Raw genomic sequence first — 21164 nt, 5'->3', positions numbered from 1 at the left:
CCTCATTTTACTCTTTCTTTAAGTTTGACTGTCTGTGAGGAAGAAATGGTACTATCCAGATTACATGTAAAGTACAGTACTTGGTCATCAACTTCACTGCGCAGATAGTCCATAATAATCTTTTTGCGCTCCTTGTCGAAATGAACGAAAGCATCGTCGATGATGAGCGGCAGCTGGTAGTACCCCTTCAATGCTTTGATTAGACTCAGTCTCAGACTGATGTAGAGCATCTCCTTAGTAGACTGTGACAGTTCCAACGGGTGGAAAAGCTGTCCATTAGAATGTCTTACCTTGATGCCGTCTTCATCATAAATAACATTGATATAGCGTCCCCGGGTCACTTTCTCAAAGATGCTTCTCGCCTCCTCGATCACTACGGGCAACCGCTCATCTTTTATTGCTTTAATATGTGTTTCTATAAGGATGCGGATGTAGTTCAGTGACATGTACTCCTGCGAAAGATTCTGAATGAAGGTCTTCTTCATTTCAAACTGATGATTGACTTCACTCAGCTTGCCGTCAGCCTCTAGGTTGCTAATTTCCGAATTCAATTCAGCAAGAACTTTTTGGTCATTCTGTACCTTCTGGTTGAACTCCTCTATCTGTTCTGAAATGTTGACTTCCTCTTCTTTCAAATCAGCAATAAGGAACCTTGATAGCTCATTTCTGGCATCATAATCAAAATGTTCCTCTTCGAGTTTTTCACTCAGTTCTTTGAACCGTTCAATATTATTGTGGTATTCCTTATACTTTCTTGCGAAATAGTAATACTCCTCTTCATCTTCTGCATCCACATAATCAAAGAGCTGAGTAATCTCTTGCCTACTCGTGCTATTTCTCTCAGTGAGTACTTTGATTTCGTTCTCAAGGAGACCGATTTGATCTTTGAGCCTGTTATAGTGGCTCTCGTCTTTATACATTTTCGAAACCATATTCTTGATATCATAGAAAACTGTAGTGTCGTCATAGTGAATATCGAAGTTCAGGAGCTCATCTTTGACTGATCTTTTGAACTCATTAAGCTCACGATTGATATTATCGATCTCTACATTATGACGATTGATCTGATTGCGCTTTTGCTTGATCTCCCTGATGGTATGGATGGCATCAACGATATTCTTATTTTCAATGTCCGGATTCACTTTCAAATCGCGCTTGATCGTGGCAAGATCCGTATTCAATGCATCGTGATTAGTTTCTTTCAAAGCCAATGTTTCTTTCATTTCTTCAAGCCTGACATTAGAAGAAATTCTCTTGGTTTTCTGAGTCTTGAGATCCATCTTTAAATCTCTTGCATCATTGAGATCGAAATCGACATGGTTGTTTCTCTTTATCGTTTCAATGATTTCCTTGAGCTCCCTGACCTCTACTTCGTAGTCATTTTTCAAGGAATCATCTTCCTTCTGATTGGTCAAGAAGAGAAGTAGAAGCGTTATGGCTCCAATTGCTATAAAGATGCCGCCCATCAGCCAATTCGAATTGAAGAGATAGAATATACCGGTGATGAGTGCGATGACACTGATACCAATGATCAGTCCTGACTGTCCCCGCTTAATCCGGTTGCGTTCTTTCTTTTCCCGCTCATAGTCTTTCTCGATGAGCCTGAACATTTTTTCCTTCTCTTTCAACTCGAACTCTCGATCAGTGACTTCTTTCTTAATGCGGATACGGTCGTCACTGATCTGCTCTTCCTCGAGTCGTTCAATATCTTGATTCAGCTGCTTGATATCGGATTTCAAATGATCAATTTCTCGCACGAGGAACTGTTCTTCAAGCGTCACTTCATCAATCTTTGAAAGTACTGTCTGAACGGACTCTTTGACGATGTTTGAATCATCCACTTCGTGGTGTTCATCATTCCAACCGATATCCCGCCTAAGTTGCGCAATTTCTTCCTCAAGCGATTCTATAGCTGAAGTGAGCCGGGCATATTCAAGGTGTTTCTGTTTGATATCCGGTTCCTTCTTCTGGATGCTTTCTAGGTAGGACAATTGATTCTTATCCGGCAATGTGATGCCTGACATTTCGGTTTTAAGCAATTTCAGTTTTTCTGATCTGAGCGCAATATCCTGTTTAGTCTGCTGGACTTGTTGCTTTAGTGATTCATAACGCTCCAGCCCCTGCTCAGGAAAGATGACAGGATCTATGTTCAGTTTATCTTCGAGTGACTTCCACTCTTTAATATCCTTATGATACATGACTTCCTTCATCTTCTGTTTGCGTACCGTATCCAGCTGATATAGCGCACTCTTTTTGGCGTTGAGACTTTCCTCGGTTTTGATTCTCTCATTGACCAAATGCTTATACTTTTCTTCAGTCTGCTCGAGCGTCTTAATTTTGCTTGTGATATCGGAAATCTCTTCCATTTCTTTGTTGAGTTCTGGGTTGGTGCCATTCTTTTTATATATCGATTTCATTTCCGTATCGATGGCGCTGAGCATTTCATCATATTCATGAGAACCGAGAGCACCGGCACGAAGCAGATATTCCTGCAATTTATCCTCAGTCATGTTTTTATGAATATCCTGAAGGCCGAGCACATCAAAAGAAAATATTGAACGGTATGTCTTCTTATCGATAAAGTTCAGCTTTTTGATGAGCCAATCTTCACCTCTTACTGTTCCATCACTGAAGTAGACTTTTACATCCCCTTGAATCTTTCCTTTTATACGTTCAATTTCGATAGGGTCTGATTCATCCGGAAACTCGACGGTTATCTTTCCGCCGTATAGATTGTGCATGCGGGGTTCTCTTCTTGGTTCCTGTTCCTTTCGTGTTGGGAAACCGAAAAGGATTGAATGGATGAATGACTGCATCGTCGATTTACCCGCTTCATTTTCTCCAAAGAATTGAATGAAATGCTGATTTGTGTTTATTTCAGTTTCCGTAATCTTTCCATAGCCGTATATATTGAGTCCGATAATTTTCATATATCCACTACTTCCTCATCAGCATTTTAAGGCGTTCTTCGCCTTCTTTTAGCAGTTCTTCCTGTTCAATATCCTGGACGGGACCAAGATGTCTATTGAGTCGTGGATCCATATAGAGTGCGTTTACCGCTTCCTTGAACAGTTCCTTGTTGGAAGAATAGCTGGCTTTTATATCATTGAGCAGAGCGATATTGTCCTGATTCATGTATTTGAGATGCAGTTCATCGACCCATATAAACTGACGAATATCCCGTTCATCTTCCTTCAGAAGTTCGATAACCTCAGTGAAATCCGCGTCGGAAATTACATCTTCTCCATCATAAACCAGCTCAAGCTGAATGATGTGACGGCCCTTTTCCCTGAGTCGATGCTTGAACTCGACGATTTTTTGATATATATCTTGCTTATTCAAAGAATCAATTTCCAGCTGATATTCTGCAAAAATAAGTTCCTGAACGGCAACAAATCGTGTATCCAAGTAAACATCGTCACCTTCAACAAGAAGGAAACCTTTTTCTCCGTATTCATTTTTATGACGCCCTTGTATATTACCCGAGTAGTGGATAGGCGGAAGATCACTAAGCTGATCTCGCTGGTGAATGTGCCCGAGGGCCCAGTAATGGTACAGTTTGTCGTTTAATACTTCTAGGTTGAACTCTGTATACCTTTCTTGGCTGTAGCGGCTTTTGGCGTATGTCCCATGGAGTATCCCTATATGTATGCCCTGATTCATTGTGTTAACCGGATAGTAGTCCAGTTTGTTTTCATAGGAATCATCAAGATAGTAACTGAAGCCATGGAGGAATATTCGTTCACCTTTGCCACTGACCATCTCGAACGTCTCCACGTTTTCTTTAAACACCGTGACATTATCCGGCCAAGAGGTCTTGAATCCGTCTGTCAGCGGATCATGGTTCCCATGTATGATATATACGAAGATACCTGAATCCTTCAGCCTTTCAAATTGGCGCTTCATGAATATTTCCGACTTCAGTGTCCGATTCGCCTGATCGAACACATCACCGGCGATGATGATGAAATCGACTTTCTCTTCAATCGCAAAGTCCATCATTCTTGTGACGCTATTATATGTACTTTCCATCAATACTTCAAATATGCTGGTTGGCATTTTGGAACGTGACTTAAAAGGACTATCCAGATGTAGATCTGCGCTGTGAATGAATTTAACCATATATTTCACCTGACTTTTCATGAACATTATATTTTGATTATACCAAAAAAAATAAAAGAAAGAGGCCTATAACAGACCTCTTCATCAATTAATTCTGGTTATTCAGACCATAGAGTTCCTCTATAGGTTTCATGATTACACGATTCAGATCCTGGATGAGCTCACTCATTTTTTGTTCTGCTTCCATCAGTGATTTGATATTTTCATCTTTTTCAATATCTTCTGCTGATTTCTGTGCTTGCTGAACATCTTCTTCGAGGATTTCTTCGCCTTGCATTTGTTTTTGTTGCAGGTCCATTTGGATCTGTCTGAAGTCGTCGAAGAGCTGTTTAGATTCCGGATTGGAATTTACCTTTCCGTAAAGGTCTTGCATGTTTTGAAACTCATCTGATTGACGCAGTGCATCTTCCAATGCATTGGCCTGATCGTATACATTAACTGCCATTGATTAAAAACTCCCTTTAATAAAGATATCTATACTGTAACATAAAAAGGCGGCTTATAAAAACACAACGATAATCCCTTGTATGATTCCGATGAGTCCACCGAGAAAGAAGCCGAGCATTGTAATCATCCGGAATTCCTTGCTCGAAATTTCCATTACAAGTGTTTCGATGTGACTGAGCTCAAAATTGTCAATTTGTTTTTTTATGACCTCTGCAAGCTGAAGTTTCTCGACAATCCTGCCTGTATTCTTCTGCATGTACGCTATGATGTTGTCGCGCAGCTGATATTTGCCCCGTTTTTTGAAAGACTCGAACATTTCACGATTGAATTCTGCAATTGGATAATCCAAAATGCCTTCTATATCAATCTGCTTTTTAAGTACATCGTAGACGCTGTGGACGAGTTTTTCGCGATCACTGTCTGAGATCAGCTCCTCCACCCTACTGTGCTTGATCTTTTCATACTCATCGTTAATGATGCGTACTTGGATTTCACTCATTTTAGGATGATGAATCAACTTGTTGAGTTCGCTCCGAATGCTGTCGACAATAGTCTCCTTAGACATCAGATATTTAAGTGACCGAGCCAGTCTGCCACGATTTTCAATAAATTCATCGGCCATTGTGTAGAGGTCCCGGTATCCTTTTTCGGAATTGATATATTCTTCCACTTTCTGGGTAATCTGGGGCTGGAGAGCATTGATTTTAACATCCAGTGTCGTCATCGCATCTTCTGGTATCAGAGTCGAAATTTCACGGCCGTAGAGTTTCACACCTTCTTCATCAACCTTTTCCCTGAGCTTGTCATTAAATCCGACAGCTACCTTATCGGCTAGTCCATCGTTGAGTCGGTTCATAAAATATCTCAGTGTCAGTTGCTCAGTTTCGATCGTTTCTATCTGCCGATCGATAAACAGCATGGTGAAATTCCCAGTCTCGCGACTTTCCAGCTTCTCTATGAACGCATCCGGCGTCAGCAGGTGCTTTGTAATGATCTGTCCCATTTTAGCTGAAGCTTCTTCCCGCCTGCGGGGGATGACCCCAGGTGTTAAAGGGAGGCGTTTGCCAAAGAGGTACTTTGCTTCATAGGGTCTAAACAGCATGCGAATGGCCAGCATGTTGGTCAAACCACCAATCAGCGCACCTAGTACAGTCATAATTATAATCTGTAAACCATCATTCAAGGAAATACCTCCTTTTCTTGTCATAATCGTACACGAAACCAAAAGAAAAAGCACCTCACGGTGCTTTCCTTGTTATTAGACGGGCTGCAAGTCCGTCTGTCTCATGAAATATGTTCTGATCTCTCTTTCAATATATGAGGCATGAACCGGTTGATTCATGTTGTTGAGAACTCTATATATCTTATTGTTTTTGTTGTATTGCAGACGGAAACCGTTCTTCCTGTCAAGATCGTCCCAATATAACGCTTCACCTTCGTAGTTCGGATAGACACAGTGACCTCTTGATATCACCTGCGCCAATTCCAGCGGATCGCCACCGAACGAATTGGTCAACACTTCACTATCCCTAAAGAGTGCACAAAGCGAGATGCATGTTGTCCAGTTGGGAAGGATGCGTTCTTTTTCGATCTGTACGAGCGTCTTTTTGGAGAGCCCGATTGTCTGGCTCATAGAATCCTGCGTGTAGCCGGCTTCTGTCCTGACAATTTTAAACTTGGACTGGAGCATCTCCGTAAAAGTCTGTTTATCCATTCTTTTCTTCCTTTCACTCATATCGGATATTGTAAAATTTCCATTCGATAATAATACACTTTTAATATAATAATATATTTCAAACAAAATTTAAAGAGCATATATTGAATTTCACTAAGTGTTCAATATATGCTCCCTAATAATATTCTGTATTTAGGCCTATGCCTGACTTTCTGAAGCCGCTTCTTTTCTTTTCTGCTGTTCGCTTATAAGCAGTGCAATCGCCGCATCGCCGGTGATGTTAACCATTGTGCGTGTCATATCAAGTAGTCTGTCGATACCGATGATGATACCAATGGCTGCCGGATCCAATCCGACCGCTGTAAGAACCATCGCCAGCATAACGAGGCCGACACCAGGAACGCCTGCTGTACCGATACTGGCAACCGTTGCGATGACAACTACTGTCACCATTTGCATCAATGTCAAGTCAACTCCTGAGAGCTGAGCGATGAACACAGTAGCGACACCTTGCATGATTGCCGTGCCGTCCATATTGATTGTCGCGCCAAGTGGCTGAACGAAGCTCGAAACACTTTTACGGACACCCAAGTTCTTTTGAGCCGTCTCGAGTGAAATCGGCAGTACAGCACTGGAAGAAGATGTACTGAAAGCAACACCCATAGCTGGTGCAAAGTTCTTAATGAACCAGACGAAACTTTTCTTTGCCAAAAACTGTACTGCACTACCATAGACGATGGCCAAGTGCAGGAATAATACGAGTAGGACGCAGATGAAATACATGCCAAGCTGTTGGATGGCACCGAATCCTGCCTGGACAAATGCCGTTGCCACCAGTCCAAAAGCACCGATTGGAGCAAAGTATTTCATAATCGCCATGACAATCCACATAACTACGTCATTCCCTTGTTCAAATAGGGAAACAATGCCGCTGGTCTTATCTTTATTGGCGATGATTGCTACGCCGACGAAAATGGCAAAAGCAATGATCTGTAGCATATTTTGTGTGCCCATCGCTTCAATGACGTTTGTTGGAATCAGATTGATCAGCGTCTGGTCGAATCCTTGATTGATAGATTCGGCTGTAGCGCCCCCTTCGAGTTCCGTTTCACGATACTCGGAGACTTCATCTGAGTCCAGTAGCTGGGATTGCCCCTCGCCTGGGTTCAGGAAGTTCGCAACAAGCATCGCAAGAGAAATAGCGATGGCTGTACTGGCTAGGTAAAATGCTAATGTTTTAAGACCAATACCCCCGAGCATCTTTGGGTCCCCAACATTGACGACACCAAGTACAATGGAGATGAATACAACTGGTACAACCATCATGAATATCATATTCAAGAACAGTTGTCCGACAACATTGAATATGTACTGATCAATCCATTGTACCCATGTCTGATCCACCATTAGATTAAATACCGACCCAATGATGATACCGAGAATAAGGGCAATGACAATCTGTATTGTCAGTTTATTTCCTACTTTCATATTAACCCTCCAAATCTTGAAATTCTTGTTTCAATTATACTGCCTTTTCAAAGGGGGTGCAAATTAATTTTTGTAAGCGGTTACTATAGCTTCATATTAGTTTTCCTACAGTTCTACAATATTGTATTTGATAGCGTATATCACTGCCTGTGTCCGATCTGAAACTTCAAGTTTGTTGAGTATGTGGCTGACGTGGGTCTTGACCGTCTTTTCGCTTACATACAGTGCTTCTCCAATTTCTTTATTGGACTTCCCTTTAACAATCTCCCGCAATACTTCAATCTCCCGCGCCGATAGTGCGTTCTTCTCGTGCGGCATATCCCCTTCGCGATCGATGACCTCAAGAATGTTGGGATGGATCACCTTCTCGCCTTCAATCACCCTGATAATCGAATCGATCAACTCCTCGGCCTCCATTTCCTTGATGATATATCCATCGGCATGCGCTGCAAAGACGGGACGTATATATTCCTCACTAGTGTAGCTGGATAGAATGAGTACTTTGGTGCCCGGGTAGTGGCTCTTGATGATGCGTGTCGCCTCTATGCCGTCCATCTCTGGCATAACCAGATCGAGTAGCACAAGGTCTGTTTCTGCATGCTTAGTCTTTAAGTATTCCAAGACTTCCTGTCCAGTGCTAAAATCATCCAACACGTTGATAGTCTCAGTGGTTGATAGGAGGAACTTCATTCCTTCCCTAACGATGTGGTGGTCATCCACCAGGATAATATTATACATATACTCACTCCTTTGAGGGGACGGTGATGATGATGCGTGTCCCTTTGCCTGTTTGTGATTTAATTTTAAATGTCCCGCCAAGCTTATGAATCCGCTCCCGCATATTTGAAAGTCCATAACCGAATTTCTTCTGTTCGAGCGTGTCGAATCCTCGACCGCCATCCTCAATAGTGACGCGAAGTACTTTTTGTCCTGCGTCCATTCTAATGGAGGCTGCATTTGCCCCGGAGTGTTTCCTAATATTGTTGAGACTCTCCTGTACCACTCTATACAGTCCAATCTCCACTTGATCTGACACGTCGTAGAAGCCGTCAATTTGTATCTCAATTTCGAGATCAAGAAGCTCTGCGTATTTTTCTACAGCATCAATAATGCCATTTTCAAGACCGATCGGCTTCAATTGCCAGATCAGTGCCTTCATCTCCTTCATCGCGTGCTTTGACGTATGTTCGATTGAGTCGAATGCACTCCTTATCTTGGTTTTATCCTGCATATTTTTAGCAGCATGCGAAGTGATGCCGATTGAGAATAACATCTGGTTGACCGAATCATGCAGATCGCGTGCGAGCCGCTGCCTTTCCCGGATGATCATATTCTCCTGCTCCTGTGCAGTGAGTTCGATCCGTTTTAATGTGGAACCGATTTGAAACGCGACCGACTCGAGTAAATCAAGTTCATCTTGGCTGAATTCTTCCCTATGAGGACTTGCCACGTTCAACAGGCCAAAAGATTCATCCCCGGATATTAGGGGTACTGTTGCGTGATGCGTGATGCCATTGTTTCCCTCTGGATAGTCGATTCTTGCCTTCTCAAGGCGCGAACAGACAAATATATTGGTTGCGGTTCTAAGTTCTTTATTGTTGTACTTATTGACACACCAACATTTCCCCCCGCAGAGATGCTCGTGACCGCCCTTTTGTAAAGACGGCGGGAGACGATAATGAGCACTTAGCTCGTGCTGACCCTCTTCGTTAATGAAGAACAGCCAACCAGTGTCGAATTCAGAATGGTCAATCAGCATTTTCAATGCTCCCTGAATCATAGTGCTGCGATCCGTCTCTTCATTGAGAAATTCAGCAATATCCTTGAGTAGCTGGAGTTTGCTTTTCATCGTGCCACCTCTTTTTCACTAAACGTTAATAACTTTGTAAATATATATTTCCCATTCGTGCAATACTATCAATTATAATGATATAGTATGAGTTTGAATTAAAACAGTAAACAGGAGGAATAGTGTGACCAATAATAAACTCTTTATGCAACTGATCTTCTTTATTTCGCTGATTGCCACACTCGGCTCTCTCTACTTTAGTGAGATCAGACAGTACGTGCCTTGCGAATTTTGCTGGTACCAGCGTATTCTTATGTATCCGCTTGTCATCATCTCCCTAGTCAGTATCATTCGAGGGGATATGGGTGCGAAATACTATATACGTATATTGAGCGGCATCGGCCTGCTTCTTGCAGTCTACCATTACGGTCTGCAAAAACTCAGCTTTCTCGGGGACAACCTTGCAGCATGTACAGGTGTGTCATGCACCGTCCAGTACATCAACTGGTTTGGTTTCATTACCATACCGTTCCTCTCGTTCATTGCTTTTACCCTCATATTTATATTATCATTTATGATAAAAAGAAAATAAAAAGGAGTTCATAATATGGGAAATAAAATATTCTATGCCATTATTGCCATCGTCATCGTTGGTTTCGCTGCTGCATTCATCTTCATGAACAGCACTTCAGAAAATCCTGAGGACGGCTACTATCCGTATACAGACCTGCAATCAGAGCAACTGAGTGGTGCCACAATCGATAAGCTCGATGACGAAAACTACCACTACAATAAGACGTTTGATGAAACAAAAGAAATCATCGACGCTGGTGACGGGGAGTTCGTCTACTTCTGGAGTCCGACATGCGTGCATTGTAATGCCGCGACACCGTTCTTGATGGATGCATTCGATCAAACCGGTGAAGAAGTGACACAACTGAATGTGTTGGAATATCAGCAGCCATGGCCAGAGTACGGTATTGAGTCTACACCGACCCTCATCTACTTTGAAGATGGTGAAGAAGTGGATCGATTCGTCGGCAATCCGGGTAATGCAGACGACTACGTTGCATTTATAAATGCAATGACTGGTGATGAATAGATGAATTTCAACATCAATTCGAAATTTGATGGAATGACACTGGAAACAGTACTGCAGTCGCTGCACGTTCCAAAAAAGGAGCTCCACTTCTTGCGAATGTCAAAGGACATTACTATTAACGGTGAAATTGCGCCGCTGAACACAACGATCGCTAGCGGTGACCAAGTCGTACTGCCAGACACCGGAGCGAGAAGTCAGTATAAGCCAAGCTACCGCAACTGCGACGTCATGTATGAAGATCGCTATCTTGCGGTGCTGTTCAAGCCACGCGGTGTAAAGACGCATCCAAACGAGATGAGTGAGACAAACACACTGATGAATCATGCAATTTATACACTGGAAGCTGATTATCTGGAACCCATTCACCGGCTGGATCAGGAAACAAAAGGTGTACTGCTCGTCGCCAAAAATCCACTCGTCAAGAAAATGCTCGATCATATGCTGAGTGAACGCGACATTAAGCGTACCTATATTGCTAGAATAGACACGAAAAAACGTCTTGAACCCCAAACAATCAGTGCACCCATTGCTAAGGATCCGAGAGAGCGCAACAAGTATCACGTGACTCAAAAAGGCAAGGAAGCCATTACACACATCATTGGTTCCAAGGTCAATACTGAGTACTGTGAACTGGAAATAGAACTCGAAACCGGCCGAACGCACCAGATTCGTGTACACCTTGCCCACGCCGGTTTCCCGGTCATCGGTGATCCACTCTACGGAAACTCGACACTAAGAGACCTTCAGCTCTTTAGTTACAAGATAGAATTCATTCATCCAATACTTCAAAAGACTGTCTCTGTACAACTAGACAAAGATACCCTTTAATAAGCGAAACACCTTTGAAACACTAACGTTTCAAAGGTGTTTTTTTATATTTGCAGTACTTTTCGACAACATTTTTAATAAGACGTCTGCCCTCTACAGAGCCAATGGATTCTGGATGGAACTGGACACCTTCGATTGGCAGTGTGCGATGTCTGATACCTGCAATCTCACCAAGCTCTGATTTTGCAGTGACAACCAAACAGTCTGGAAGCGTCTCTTTATCAACGATGAGGGAGTGGTAGTTCATCACTTCAGAGGACTGGGAGAGGCCTTGGTAGATACCCGTGCCTTCGTGATACAACAGTGATGTTTTACCATGCATGAGTCTGCTTGTACGCCCCACAGTGCCGCCGAAAACGTGAGCGATGGTCTGGTGGCCGAGGCAAACCCCAAATATGGGGATATCCCCTTTATAGTGTTCGATGACATCCATCGTCATCCCAGTATCTTCCGGTCGTTTAGCGCCCGGCGAGAGGAATATCAGATCCGGTGCCAGGGCATCAATTTCGTCCAATGCCACTTCATCATTTCTTCTGACGACAACTTCTTCACCCATTTCTCCAAGGGCTTGGACAATGTTGAAAGTAAAAGAATCGTAGTGATCGATCATGTATATCATATCAGCCCTCCTATACCTTCATTGTATTTCTGCTGCCGAAAATACTTTCAGTCAGACGGATGGTATGCTCAAGTGCACTCGCTTTGCTGATGGTTTCCTGGTATTCCGCTTCTGGATCGGAATCGGCAACTACCCCAGCACCAGCTTGGATATAGAGGTCCTCCCCAACCAACGTCATCGTACGTATTGTGATGCAAGAATCGATGTTGCCATCAAATCCGAGATAGAGGATGCTCCCCCCATAAAGATTCCGTGCTGTCGGTTCAAGTTCGCGCAGAATCTGCATCGCACGCACTTTAGGCGCGCCGGACAATGTACCTGCTGGGAATGAGGAGATGAATGCATCGATTGGGGATATTCCCCGCTTCAATGTCCCCTGAACCTTACTAATAATGTGCATAACTCTTGAGAATCGACCAATCACCATATATTCACTGACCTCCACAGAGCCGTATTCAGCCACTCTGCCAATATCGTTTCTAGCCAGATCAACCAGCATACGATGTTCCGCACGCTCCTTTTCGTCCCCAAGCAGCTCCTCGGCAAGTGCTTCATCTTCCGTTTCGGTAGCCCCTCTCCTCCTAGTACCGGCAATTGGATGAATTTCAAGATTCCCTTCTTGAACTTCCAGTTGGCGCTCGGGCGAGCTGCCAATGACTTCAACACCCTCGAACTTAAGATAATACATGTAAGGAGAAGGATTCACTTTTCTTAACACACGGTAAAGTTCAAAGCCACTTCTCGTTGTTTTCTTGTGAAAGCGCTGCGAGAGGACGGCTTGCAGTATGTCACCCGCTTCTATATAGTCTTTTATCTTGCCAACATCTTCTAGAAATCTATCTTTTTCATAGTTGCTATCGAGATCGAAACCTTCCGATTTTGGCAGGACAGTTGGCAGTAGCAGATCCGATAGCCTACTGCTCTGCATCAAAGTAGAGCGAATATGTGCTATCGCCGCTACAGCGGCAGAATGAGCTTCTTTCATACTCTGTTCTCCATCCACTCTGGCGAAATGTATAATCGTCAATTCCTTAGAGTGGTGATCATATACAAGAAGGGAACGGCAAAAAAGAAGATGGTAGTTCGACAAGTTTTCTTTCTCAGACGGAGCTTCTGGTACAGGTTCGTAGTCACTGATGGCATCATAGCTGATATACCCTACGCCGCCACCTTTGAATGGAATATCCACATCCGGAATTTTCACCTGCAGTCGGTCGACTGCCGTCTCAAATGCGGACTTAAAGGAAGACTCCGTCGACTGGTTGCTTCTTTCAAGATCGCGAATGGTGAACATGTTCGCCGACTCCACGATTTCCATCATTGGATCGAGTCCGATAAAGGAGAAGTTGGACCACGCTGAATCAGGCTCCTGACTTTCCAACATATATACTGCTTTATCTTTCAACGAATGAAACATCTGCACTGGAGTCAGCAGGTCAGTGCTGAACGATTCAATTACCGGTACAGTACGGTAATGACGGGCATTTTCAAGGAATTCCTCATACGTGGTCATGTCTTCACCTCTTCTTTTTAGTTATATCTAGCCAGTCTATATAATATTCAGAATAAAGTCAATATACAATACTATACTAAAAGGACCGGGAATGGTTTCCCGGCCCTTCTCTTAATTTCCACGCCTGAAGCGATTTCTGATCTTCATTAATAATTGGTTTTCCTTTTCTGCCAGTTGTCCCCTACCATGCATCTCAGCACGTCGCATCAGCTCCACTTGTGCACTAGTTGGCTCATATTCGTTCTTGACGTATTCGTAGGAGCCATCTTGCTTTTGGACACGTGCTTTCATGTTATCTTTTAGATAGAATCGACTGATCGATCTGATTTCCTCGACAATCATAGGGTCTTTAATCGGGAATAGAATCTCCACGCGCTTAATCATGTTTCGGGTCATCATATCTGCTGAGGAAAGGAACATCCTCTCCTCGCCATTATGGTTGAAATAGTATATTCTTGAGTGTTCTAGGAACCTACCGACAATACTGATGACCCTGATATTATCGCTGACACCCTCGATGCCCGGCTTCAGACAGCAAATGCCACGTATGACGAGATCCACCTCTATTCCTTCTTGGGAAGCCTGCAACAATTTATTGATAATCTTTTTATCCGTCAGGGAATTCATCTTAGCAAAAATGTATCCCTTGCCGTTCTTCCTGTGGAAATCTATTTCCTTATCGATGTATTCTGCAAAAAGGTCGCGTATTTCAAACGGTGCTACATGGAGGGCCTTATAGTCCGGCTTCAACGAGTAGCCACTCAAGTAATTGAAGAAATTGATTGCGTCGTTGCCAATATCTTCGTCTGTAGTGATTATCCCCATGTCCGTATAGAGCTTCGCGGTCGAATCATTATAGTTGCCGGTACCGAGATGGACATAACGTACAAGTCTGCCTTTTACACGCTTGACGACCAGGGTGATCTTACTATGCGTCTTCAAGTAGTTCATGCCATAGATGACATGACAACCGGCATCCTCAAGCTCTTTTGCCCACTGTACATTGTTCTGTTCGTCGAACCTTGCTTTCAGCTCAACAAGAACAGTTACTTGTTTGCCGTTCTCTGCAGCATTCTTCAGGGCTTCGATGATTGGTGAATCACTCGATACACGATACAGGGTCTGCTTGATTGCTAAAACGTTAGGATCTTCAGCCGCCTCCCGCATGAAGTCGACGATCGGCTGGAAGCTCTCGAATGGGTGGTGGAAGAATATATCCTGCTCAAGTGCCCGCTCGTATATATTTTTTCCTGACAATAGTGCCGGCTCCTGAGGCGTAAATGGCGGATACGCTAGATGTGGGAACCTATCTTTTAGATCAGAGGTCAACCCAAACAGGAAAGTCAGGTCGAGTGGCCCATCAAATTTATAGACATCCTGTTCTGACAATCCAAGTTCGCTACGTAGAAATGAACCATTTGTACTGTCATTTTTGCTGGTGTCTATTTCAAGCCTGACAGCCGCTCCTCGTGTTCGCTCCTTCAAGAACCTCTCGATTTCGATGAGAAGATCCGCTGCACCTTCCTCATGTATCGTCAAGTCCGCATTTCTAGTAATTCTAAATGGAAATGTACGGTTGATCTCATACCCATTAAATAGCTTACTGATGTGCTTTTCTATAATGTCTTCCGCCAATACAAAATAGGTTTTCTGCCCATCGGTCAGTTCGAAATAACGGCGGATAACTGTCGGTAGCTGTACGATTGCAGTCTGTTCTCCGAGTTTATTGGAGAGGTTTACAAATATATTGATCTTTTTGTTCATCAGTTTCGGGAACGGCCGATAGGCATCGATACCGAGGGGAGTGAGGGACGGATAGATTTCAGTGTCGAAGACGGATTCCACCTCTTCTTGAAGCGCTTCCGACAGGTCGTCCGGCCGCTTTAAGAAGATATTATATGTTTCCAATTCTTCCATCAGACGATGATAGTAGTTATACTGTACCGTGCTGTTCTGCCGGTTCAGTTCGCTGATGCCTTGGAGTTGTTCCTGAGGCGTTAGCTGTGTTTTTGTATCCGGCTCATGATAGTTCATTTTGACCTGATCCTTCAATCCAGCGACCCGAACCATGAAAAATTCATCGAGGTTCGAACTGGTTATGGCTAGAAACTTCAGTTTTTCAAGAAGCGGATTATTGACGTCTGCCGCTTCTTCAATGACCCTGTAGTTAAATCTGAGCCAGCTCAGTTCTCGATTGTTGTAATAGGCTTTATCATTCAATCGATATGTCATCTATTCTCCTACTCCCTTAAATTAAAAATAGTTGTCAGGCTTCCACGAATCTGACTTCTAGGTCTTTATCCATAATTTTTTCAATGTGCTTCTTCTGTCTTACCGTTTGATATTCTTCAGCAATCGGGTCGCCCTTGTACTTTACAGTCAGACACATGCCATCGCCGCTTTTTTCCAGGTACAGATCTTGAACGATATCAGTCTGTGAGACGTTCAGCGCATTAGCAAATTTCAGTATGCTGCCAAGTGCTTGCATGCTGTCGAGATCTTCTGTGTCGAACCACCCTGTATCTTCAGCGAAGAAGTGCAGTAGGGTCTTATTCTTGAAACTAGCAAGCAGAGCCAGACGAACCCGATCCTTATGCACAATGCCGTTGATGTTGCTGTTTGAAATCAGATAATACGTATGTTGACTTGAAGCGTCCCGGTCGATAAAGGAACCGAGTGAGAAGATGTGTGCAGCATTTTTCATCAAATACTTCTCGTGTTTATTCAGAGAAATGAAATCAAATTTCTCCAGTTCATGAGAAACACGTTCTGCAATCTGCTGACGCTTCCTGCCTTCCTCCATCTGGATATGGAAATCGTTGGACAGTTCAATGAGGGAATCCCTAAAAATATGGTACTTATTAAAAGCAGCCGGATAATCTTCCGAAATAATGGACATGGCTAGACCTTCCCTGAGCCCCTTACGGCTGAACTTGAATTCGTCCGCCTTTACGATGTCATAAAGGGACTTAAATACAATAGAGCTCGGCAAAATAATGTCACTGCGATCTTTACTCAAACCATCGATATCGTCTAGGTCGTCCGGCTTTGTCCCTTCAAGTAAATCATAAACATCCTGAAGATCGTGACGATCCATGGAATAGCCATGGACACCTGCAATCGGATAGTTTATCGATGACTGGTGGATGCGCGCAATATTTCGCGCACTTCCACCTATCGCCAGAATAGGCACTTTGCGTTTTGATAACCATTTGACCGACTTAAGCTGATCTTTAACGTATTTTTGTGTTTTCTCAAGTGCTTCTTCGTCATTATGGTCCTTGCCTTGGAAAAACATCGTATTCAGAGTAACTACACCAAAAGGGAGACTGACGGAATGAACCAGTTCTTTGTTTTCGAAAAATGTCAGTTCCGTACTTCCCCCACCGATATCGATAGTCACCGCATCCATATTGCTTATAGTATGAACAACCGCATGGTAGCCATAGTAGGCTTCCTCCTTGCCGGTAATTACTTTGATGTCCATGTCGATTTCCGATTTTGCGCGTTCCAGAATATCCGCTACGTTGACAGACTGACGGATAGCTGCGGTAGCCACGGGGTGAATTTCTTCTACGCCATATTTATCGCTGATTTGCTGGAAACTTTTCAGGATGGCTAGAAGATTATTGATCCCTTCTTCGGCCATTACATTATCTGCGTCGAGGAACCTTGCGAGCCTTGCAGGTGTTTTAATATTTTGTAGTTCTTTAAGCCCTGTCTCCTGTGTGTATTCAAACAATACAAGACGTACAGTATTGGAACCGATATCGATGAGTCCGATCCTTTTCATAATCAAGCTCCTAATCTTTGGATTGAATCATATCTGCAGGATTGATCCATTCATCGAACTGGGCTTCAGTAAGATGGCCAGATTCAACTGCAGATTCTTTCAATGTAATACCTTTTTCATGCGCATTTTTAGCGATTTTCGCCGCGTTTTCATACCCTATGTGCGGATTGAGTGCTGTCACTAGCATCAACGAGTTATTTAGGAAACGTTCGATGTTTTCCGCTATAGGCTCTATTCCCACAGCACACTTGTCATTAAACGTCTTCATACCATCAGATAACAGGTAGATTGACTGGAGTGTGTTATAAAGAATGACCGGTTTGAATACATTCAGTTCAAAGTTCCCCTGTGAAGCCGCAAAACCGACCGCTGCGTCATTTCCAAACACTTGGGTTGCGACCATAGTAAGCATTTCCGACTGAGTCGGGTTTACCTTTCCTGGCATGATTGAGGAACCAGGCTCATTTGCAGGGATTTCAATTTCTGCTATGCCTGCCCGTGGTCCTGAAGCAAGCCACCTGACATCATTTGCGATTTTCATAAGATCCGCTGCTAATGCTTTGAGCGCTCCATGTAAGTAGACCACTTCATCGTGAGAAGTCAGCGCGTGGAACTTATTTGGGGATGATATGAATTCATATCCGGTCTGATTGGAGATTTCTTGCGCTACTTTTTCGCCAAACTCAGGGTGAGCATTGATACCCGTACCAACAGCTGTGCCACCGATCGCTAGGTTTTTAAGCTGCTGCTTCGCTTCATTGATTAATGTCTCACATTTTTCGAGCATATATCTCCATCCACTGATCTCTTGACCGAGTGTCAGAGGGGTCGCATCCTGAAGATGGGTACGACCAATCTTGATGATATCCTTGAACTCGGATTCCTTCTCTTCGAATGTTGCTCTCAATACAGCAAGAGCTGGAATAAGTTGTGCTTCTACGGACTGATAGAGTGCAACGTGCATCGCCGTCGGGTAAGTATCATTAGAACTTTGCGATTTATTTACGTCGTCATTTGGGTGGACCTTCTCTGTACTGCCATTTTCAGAAAGGTATTCATTCGCTACGTAACTGACAACTTCATTAACATTCATATTACTCTGGGTGCCGCTTCCAGTCTGCCACACGACGAGTGGAAAATGCTCATCCAGCTCGCGTGCGATGATCCGGTCGCATGCATGAACAATGGCCGTTTTCTTATCATTCGACAACTTACCGAGTGAATGGTTCGCCACAGCAGCAGCTTTCTTCAGATGTGCAAAAGCGACGATGACTTCAAGAGGCATTTTTTCTTTGCCAACAGGGAAGTTCTGTCTACTTCTTTCCGTTTGTGCTGCCCAATATTTATCGCTTGGAACTTTAATTTCGCCAATCGTATCCTTCTCTATTCTATAAGACAATCAAAAAACCTCCTGAATAATTAGTATACATAAAATATTCTATACTAATTTTCAGAAGGATTCATCTGTTTACTAACATTTAATTGTCATCAGGCTCAAGTCCATGTGACTCATCATCGGAAGAATCGATTGGATAGTCTTCATTCTGAGACAGTTGCTCCATTTCCTTTCCGAGCGCCTTCACATCTTCCATATCTTGCGTCATTTCATTCTCATCGGGTTCAATATCTTTTCTGTAGTCGATCTCATTATCCTTTTTCATACTTTCCCTCACTCCTAGGCAAATTCGGAAGTATAATATTCGACAATATCCTGATCCAGTCGTGAAGCAGCTTCCGTATCCATCACGACTGTTACCATACGATGCTTCTTGACTTTGCCGAAATCATCATCATTGTTCTCGATGGCATCATACAATCCCCTGATTGCTTCGGCTTTGTCACTGCCTGTAGCAACGAGCATCAGTTCTCTTGAATCAAACAGTTGGTCATTGTCGCCAGATTCTGTGTATCCAAGTTTTTTATTGGCGCCGATGGACAGTACTGTTAAATTTGCCTGATCCTTATCATCCAGCACCTTCTTCAAGGTGTCGGCGGAACCGTCGAGCTTAAGTTGTTCATCAGGTATGTCAAGCTTTTTAAATATATCGCCGTCTCCATCACGATTGATGGCAACGAGGTAGATTTGGGAGAAATCTGCAGGGTGCTGCTTGGCTTCGCCTACAAATTTCTCATAGGTCCAGTCCAATTCCTCATTCAATTCGAGGCCGATTACACTGGTCGGATTATTGTGGACCTGTTTTCTGATGATATCAGCCATGTAGATGCTGACCAGTTCTTTATCTTGGAATATTTTAAGATTCATTGCCATGTTGATTCCCCCTAGATTTCTCAATATCTATCTTATTCTACCCTTTCACAGCAATATCTAACAAAACTTTTATTCCTTTTCAGCTTTTTTCTTTATGAGATATCGTATATAATAGTGATATATAAAAAATTAGGAGGCGCAAATTATGAAAGCATTTCTAATCTTGATGGTCTCCATAGCCTTCATTGGTTCCATTCTGTCAGCAAGCCGTGAATCAGAATGGGGCTACAGAGACGACGGAGAAGAGAAAATATAATAGTCAATAAAAATCAGCCATGCATGTGCATGGCTGATTTTTATTGACCAAGGAACCCTTGATCCTTCACAACATCATCTACGTCGAGACGTTGCTTTTGCTTTAGCATCCCAATGACTTGGTCACTCCAGGTATCACTCCGCTCGCCTTCACTGCGTTCACTATAGTAGGCGCTGATGCGCGCGTCGTATTCATCGACGACATCTTTAAGTTCAGTGACCGACTGATAAGTATTTTCATGATATACCGCTTCAAATGGCAGTCTTTCCTTTTTGCTGCCGGACTGGTCAGGATAACCTGCAACCATGCCAAAGAGCGGTACTACACCTTTTGGCAGTTCAAGAATCTCTATGACTTTAGCCATATCGTTTCTCAAAGAACCGATATAGCAGATCCCAAGACCCATGCTTTCTGCTGCCACTGCCAGATTCTGCGAGGCCAGCGCAGCATCAACTGTTCCGACGATCAACTGCTCTGTCTTATCAAAAGCAATTGGCTCTCCCTTCTCCTTAGATAGCTCGACATGACGGTTGTAGTCAATTAGGAAAACGAATAAATGGCCATTATGCTCAACATAGGACTGGGTACTGATTTCCCTGAGTGCCGACTTCTTGTCTTTATCCGTAACGCCTATAATACTGTATGCCTGTACATAACTCGATGTACTTGCAGATTGCGCTGCAGTAACAAGCGTACGCACTGTTTCTCGATCCAGTGTTCTATCCTGAAATTTTCTGATCGAACGATGATTATTTAAAAGCTCGATAACTTGATTCATATTCTGCCCCCTAGTGTAGTTTTGCGAACGATTGCTGTCTCAGTGCTTCATAAACAAGAATGGCAGCAGTATTGGCCAGATTAAGAGACCTGACTTTATCGGTCATCGGCACTCTAAGTGCAGTATCCGCATATTCTTCCTTCATCCAATCAGGTAATCCTGAAGTTTCTCTGCCGAATACGAAGTAATGGTCTTCTTCCAAGTTGCTGTAGTCGAGTTGTGTATAGTATTTAGTAGCAAACTTGGTGAGAAGATAGTAATTTCCTTCTGTCGCCTCGAAAAATGCTTCAACAGAATCATGATGGACGACGTTGATGTTCGGCCAATAGTCGAGACCTGCTCTTTTAAGCATCTTGTCATCGGTGGAAAAACCGAGCGGATGAATCAGATGCAGTGTTGTATCCGTCGCTGCACATGTCCTGCCGATATTCCCTGTGTTATTTGGTATTTCTGGTTGATATAGAACGATATGATTTGGCATTGAA

The 21164-nt window shown here is 43.3% G+C and carries 20 protein-coding genes; 3 read left to right on the top strand and 17 right to left on the bottom strand.

The genetic code is table 11. The features are described 5' to 3' along the window. Positions 1-2 precede the first annotated feature (2 nt). The 8 genes from ACFOJ8_RS02705 to ACFOJ8_RS02670 all read right to left on the bottom strand — a co-directional run bounded on the left by ACFOJ8_RS02705 (position 3) and on the right by ACFOJ8_RS02670 (position 9581). Complete coding sequence (locus tag ACFOJ8_RS02705) at positions 3-2930, bottom strand: ATP-binding protein (protein WP_380652980.1); 2928 nt, start codon at positions 2928-2930, stop codon at positions 3-5. Between the two features lie 7 nt (positions 2931-2937). Then, positions 2938-4122, bottom strand: coding sequence for a metallophosphoesterase family protein (locus ACFOJ8_RS02700; RefSeq protein WP_380652977.1), 1185 nt, complete (start codon positions 4120-4122; stop codon positions 2938-2940). Between the two features lie 88 nt (positions 4123-4210). Next, a complete protein-coding gene (locus tag ACFOJ8_RS02695) occupies positions 4211-4567 on the bottom strand; it encodes a YlbF family regulator (RefSeq protein ID WP_380652974.1) in 357 nt (118 codons plus the stop codon). A gap of 54 nt (positions 4568-4621) precedes the next feature. Beyond that, complete coding sequence (locus ACFOJ8_RS02690; protein ID WP_380652971.1) at positions 4622-5752, bottom strand: DUF445 family protein; 1131 nt, start codon at positions 5750-5752, stop codon at positions 4622-4624. Between the two features lie 75 nt (positions 5753-5827). Next, positions 5828-6283, bottom strand: a complete 456-nt coding sequence (xdrA, locus tag ACFOJ8_RS02685; RefSeq protein ID WP_380652969.1) for an XRE family transcriptional regulator XdrA — start codon at positions 6281-6283, stop codon at positions 5828-5830. A 159-nt stretch (positions 6284-6442) separates the two neighbouring features. Continuing rightward, positions 6443-7732 carry a dicarboxylate/amino acid:cation symporter gene (locus ACFOJ8_RS02680; protein ID WP_380652967.1) on the bottom strand — a complete coding sequence of 430 codons (1290 nt, stop codon included), beginning with the start codon at positions 7730-7732 and terminating at the stop codon, positions 6443-6445. A 105-nt stretch (positions 7733-7837) separates the two neighbouring features. Beyond that, positions 7838-8470 (bottom strand): response regulator, encoded by a 633-nt coding sequence (locus ACFOJ8_RS02675; RefSeq protein WP_380652965.1) that lies wholly within the window; start codon positions 8468-8470, stop codon positions 7838-7840. Between the two features lie 4 nt (positions 8471-8474). Beyond that, the gene (locus ACFOJ8_RS02670; RefSeq protein WP_380652963.1) at positions 8475-9581 is read right to left on the bottom strand and encodes a GAF domain-containing sensor histidine kinase; all 1107 of its coding nucleotides are present in this window, start codon (positions 9579-9581) and stop codon (positions 8475-8477) included. Between the two features lie 145 nt (positions 9582-9726). Here ACFOJ8_RS02670 and ACFOJ8_RS02665 point away from each other — a divergent pair, with 145 nt between their 5' ends. Genes ACFOJ8_RS02665 through ACFOJ8_RS02655 form a run of 3 tightly spaced genes read left to right on the top strand, consistent with a single transcriptional unit; the run spans position 9727 to position 11451 of the window. Continuing rightward, entirely contained in the window at positions 9727-10113 is a 387-nt protein-coding gene (locus tag ACFOJ8_RS02665; RefSeq protein ID WP_380657011.1) for a disulfide oxidoreductase, read from the top strand. A 15-nt stretch (positions 10114-10128) separates the two neighbouring features. Next, a complete protein-coding gene (locus tag ACFOJ8_RS02660; RefSeq protein WP_380652960.1) occupies positions 10129-10623 on the top strand; it encodes a thioredoxin family protein in 495 nt (164 codons plus the stop codon). Continuing rightward, positions 10624-11451: an RluA family pseudouridine synthase gene (locus tag ACFOJ8_RS02655; protein WP_380652958.1), complete on the top strand. Its 828-nt coding sequence runs from the start codon at positions 10624-10626 to the stop codon at positions 11449-11451. It abuts the gene before it with no gap. A gap of 22 nt (positions 11452-11473) precedes the next feature. Here ACFOJ8_RS02655 and ACFOJ8_RS02650 read toward each other — a convergent pair whose 3' ends face one another. The 9 genes from ACFOJ8_RS02650 to trmL form a co-directional block, all read right to left on the bottom strand. Then, complete coding sequence (locus ACFOJ8_RS02650) at positions 11474-12070, bottom strand: anthranilate synthase component II (protein WP_380652955.1); 597 nt, start codon at positions 12068-12070, stop codon at positions 11474-11476. Between the two features lie 10 nt (positions 12071-12080). Then, a complete protein-coding gene (gene trpE, locus ACFOJ8_RS02645) occupies positions 12081-13583 on the bottom strand; it encodes an anthranilate synthase component I (protein ID WP_380652952.1) in 1503 nt (500 codons plus the stop codon). 111 nt (positions 13584-13694) lie between these two features. Further along, positions 13695-15815: an RNA degradosome polyphosphate kinase gene (locus tag ACFOJ8_RS02640; RefSeq protein WP_380652949.1), complete on the bottom strand. Its 2121-nt coding sequence runs from the start codon at positions 15813-15815 to the stop codon at positions 13695-13697. Positions 15816-15849: 34 nt separating this feature from the next. Continuing rightward, positions 15850-17376, bottom strand: coding sequence for an exopolyphosphatase (gene ppx, locus ACFOJ8_RS02635; protein ID WP_380652946.1), 1527 nt, complete (start codon positions 17374-17376; stop codon positions 15850-15852). A 10-nt stretch (positions 17377-17386) separates the two neighbouring features. Further along, positions 17387-18775 carry a class II fumarate hydratase gene (fumC, locus tag ACFOJ8_RS02630; RefSeq protein WP_380652943.1) on the bottom strand — a complete coding sequence of 463 codons (1389 nt, stop codon included), beginning with the start codon at positions 18773-18775 and terminating at the stop codon, positions 17387-17389. 79 nt (positions 18776-18854) lie between these two features. Continuing rightward, positions 18855-19037 carry an SAS053 family DNA gyrase inhibitor gene (locus tag ACFOJ8_RS02625; RefSeq protein ID WP_380652940.1) on the bottom strand — a complete coding sequence of 61 codons (183 nt, stop codon included), beginning with the start codon at positions 19035-19037 and terminating at the stop codon, positions 18855-18857. A 14-nt stretch (positions 19038-19051) separates the two neighbouring features. Next, complete coding sequence (locus ACFOJ8_RS02620; protein ID WP_380652938.1) at positions 19052-19645, bottom strand: hypothetical protein; 594 nt, start codon at positions 19643-19645, stop codon at positions 19052-19054. 296 nt (positions 19646-19941) lie between these two features. Continuing rightward, positions 19942-20679: an oxygen-insensitive NADPH nitroreductase gene (gene nfsA / locus ACFOJ8_RS02615; RefSeq protein ID WP_380652936.1), complete on the bottom strand. Its 738-nt coding sequence runs from the start codon at positions 20677-20679 to the stop codon at positions 19942-19944. A 10-nt stretch (positions 20680-20689) separates the two neighbouring features. After that, the gene (gene trmL / locus ACFOJ8_RS02610) at positions 20690-21160 is read right to left on the bottom strand and encodes a tRNA (uridine(34)/cytosine(34)/5-carboxymethylaminomethyluridine(34)-2'-O)-methyltransferase TrmL (protein ID WP_380652934.1); all 471 of its coding nucleotides are present in this window, start codon (positions 21158-21160) and stop codon (positions 20690-20692) included. Between the last annotated feature and the right edge of the window lie 4 nt (positions 21161-21164).

The sequence above is a fragment of the Salinicoccus sesuvii genome, assembly GCF_042648145.1.
GTDB lineage: Bacteria > Bacillota > Bacilli > Staphylococcales > Salinicoccaceae > Salinicoccus > Salinicoccus sesuvii.
The sequence above is the reverse complement of the archived record's forward strand: the minus strand, read 5'-3'. Positions and strand labels throughout refer to the sequence as shown.

Coding starts and splice junctions, on each gene's coding strand:
- ACFOJ8_RS02705 (WP_380652980.1), bottom strand. CDS start 2,930: ATGAAAATTATCGGACTCAATATATACGGCTATGGAAAGATTACGGAA.
- ACFOJ8_RS02700 (WP_380652977.1), bottom strand. CDS start 4,122: ATGGTTAAATTCATTCACAGCGCAGATCTACATCTGGATAGTCCTTTT.
- ACFOJ8_RS02695 (WP_380652974.1), bottom strand. CDS start 4,567: ATGGCAGTTAATGTATACGATCAGGCCAATGCATTGGAAGATGCACTG.
- xdrA (WP_380652969.1), bottom strand. CDS start 6,283: ATGGATAAACAGACTTTTACGGAGATGCTCCAGTCCAAGTTTAAAATT.
- ACFOJ8_RS02680 (WP_380652967.1), bottom strand. CDS start 7,732: ATGAAAGTAGGAAATAAACTGACAATACAGATTGTCATTGCCCTTATT.
- ACFOJ8_RS02675 (WP_380652965.1), bottom strand. CDS start 8,470: ATGTATAATATTATCCTGGTGGATGACCACCACATCGTTAGGGAAGGA.
- ACFOJ8_RS02670 (WP_380652963.1), bottom strand. CDS start 9,581: ATGAAAAGCAAACTCCAGCTACTCAAGGATATTGCTGAATTTCTCAAT.
- ACFOJ8_RS02665 (WP_380657011.1), top strand. CDS start 9,727: ATGCAACTGATCTTCTTTATTTCGCTGATTGCCACACTCGGCTCTCTC.
- ACFOJ8_RS02660 (WP_380652960.1), top strand. CDS start 10,129: ATGGGAAATAAAATATTCTATGCCATTATTGCCATCGTCATCGTTGGT.
- ACFOJ8_RS02655 (WP_380652958.1), top strand. CDS start 10,624: ATGAATTTCAACATCAATTCGAAATTTGATGGAATGACACTGGAAACA.
- ACFOJ8_RS02650 (WP_380652955.1), bottom strand. CDS start 12,070: ATGATATACATGATCGATCACTACGATTCTTTTACTTTCAACATTGTC.
- trpE (WP_380652952.1), bottom strand. CDS start 13,583: ATGACCACGTATGAGGAATTCCTTGAAAATGCCCGTCATTACCGTACT.
- ACFOJ8_RS02640 (WP_380652949.1), bottom strand. CDS start 15,815: ATGACATATCGATTGAATGATAAAGCCTATTACAACAATCGAGAACTG.
- ppx (WP_380652946.1), bottom strand. CDS start 17,376: ATGAAAAGGATCGGACTCATCGATATCGGTTCCAATACTGTACGTCTT.
- ACFOJ8_RS02625 (WP_380652940.1), bottom strand. CDS start 19,037: ATGAAAAAGGATAATGAGATCGACTACAGAAAAGATATTGAACCCGAT.
- ACFOJ8_RS02620 (WP_380652938.1), bottom strand. CDS start 19,645: ATGGCAATGAATCTTAAAATATTCCAAGATAAAGAACTGGTCAGCATC.
- nfsA (WP_380652936.1), bottom strand. CDS start 20,679: ATGAATCAAGTTATCGAGCTTTTAAATAATCATCGTTCGATCAGAAAA.
- trmL (WP_380652934.1), bottom strand. CDS start 21,160: ATGCCAAATCATATCGTTCTATATCAACCAGAAATACCAAATAACACA.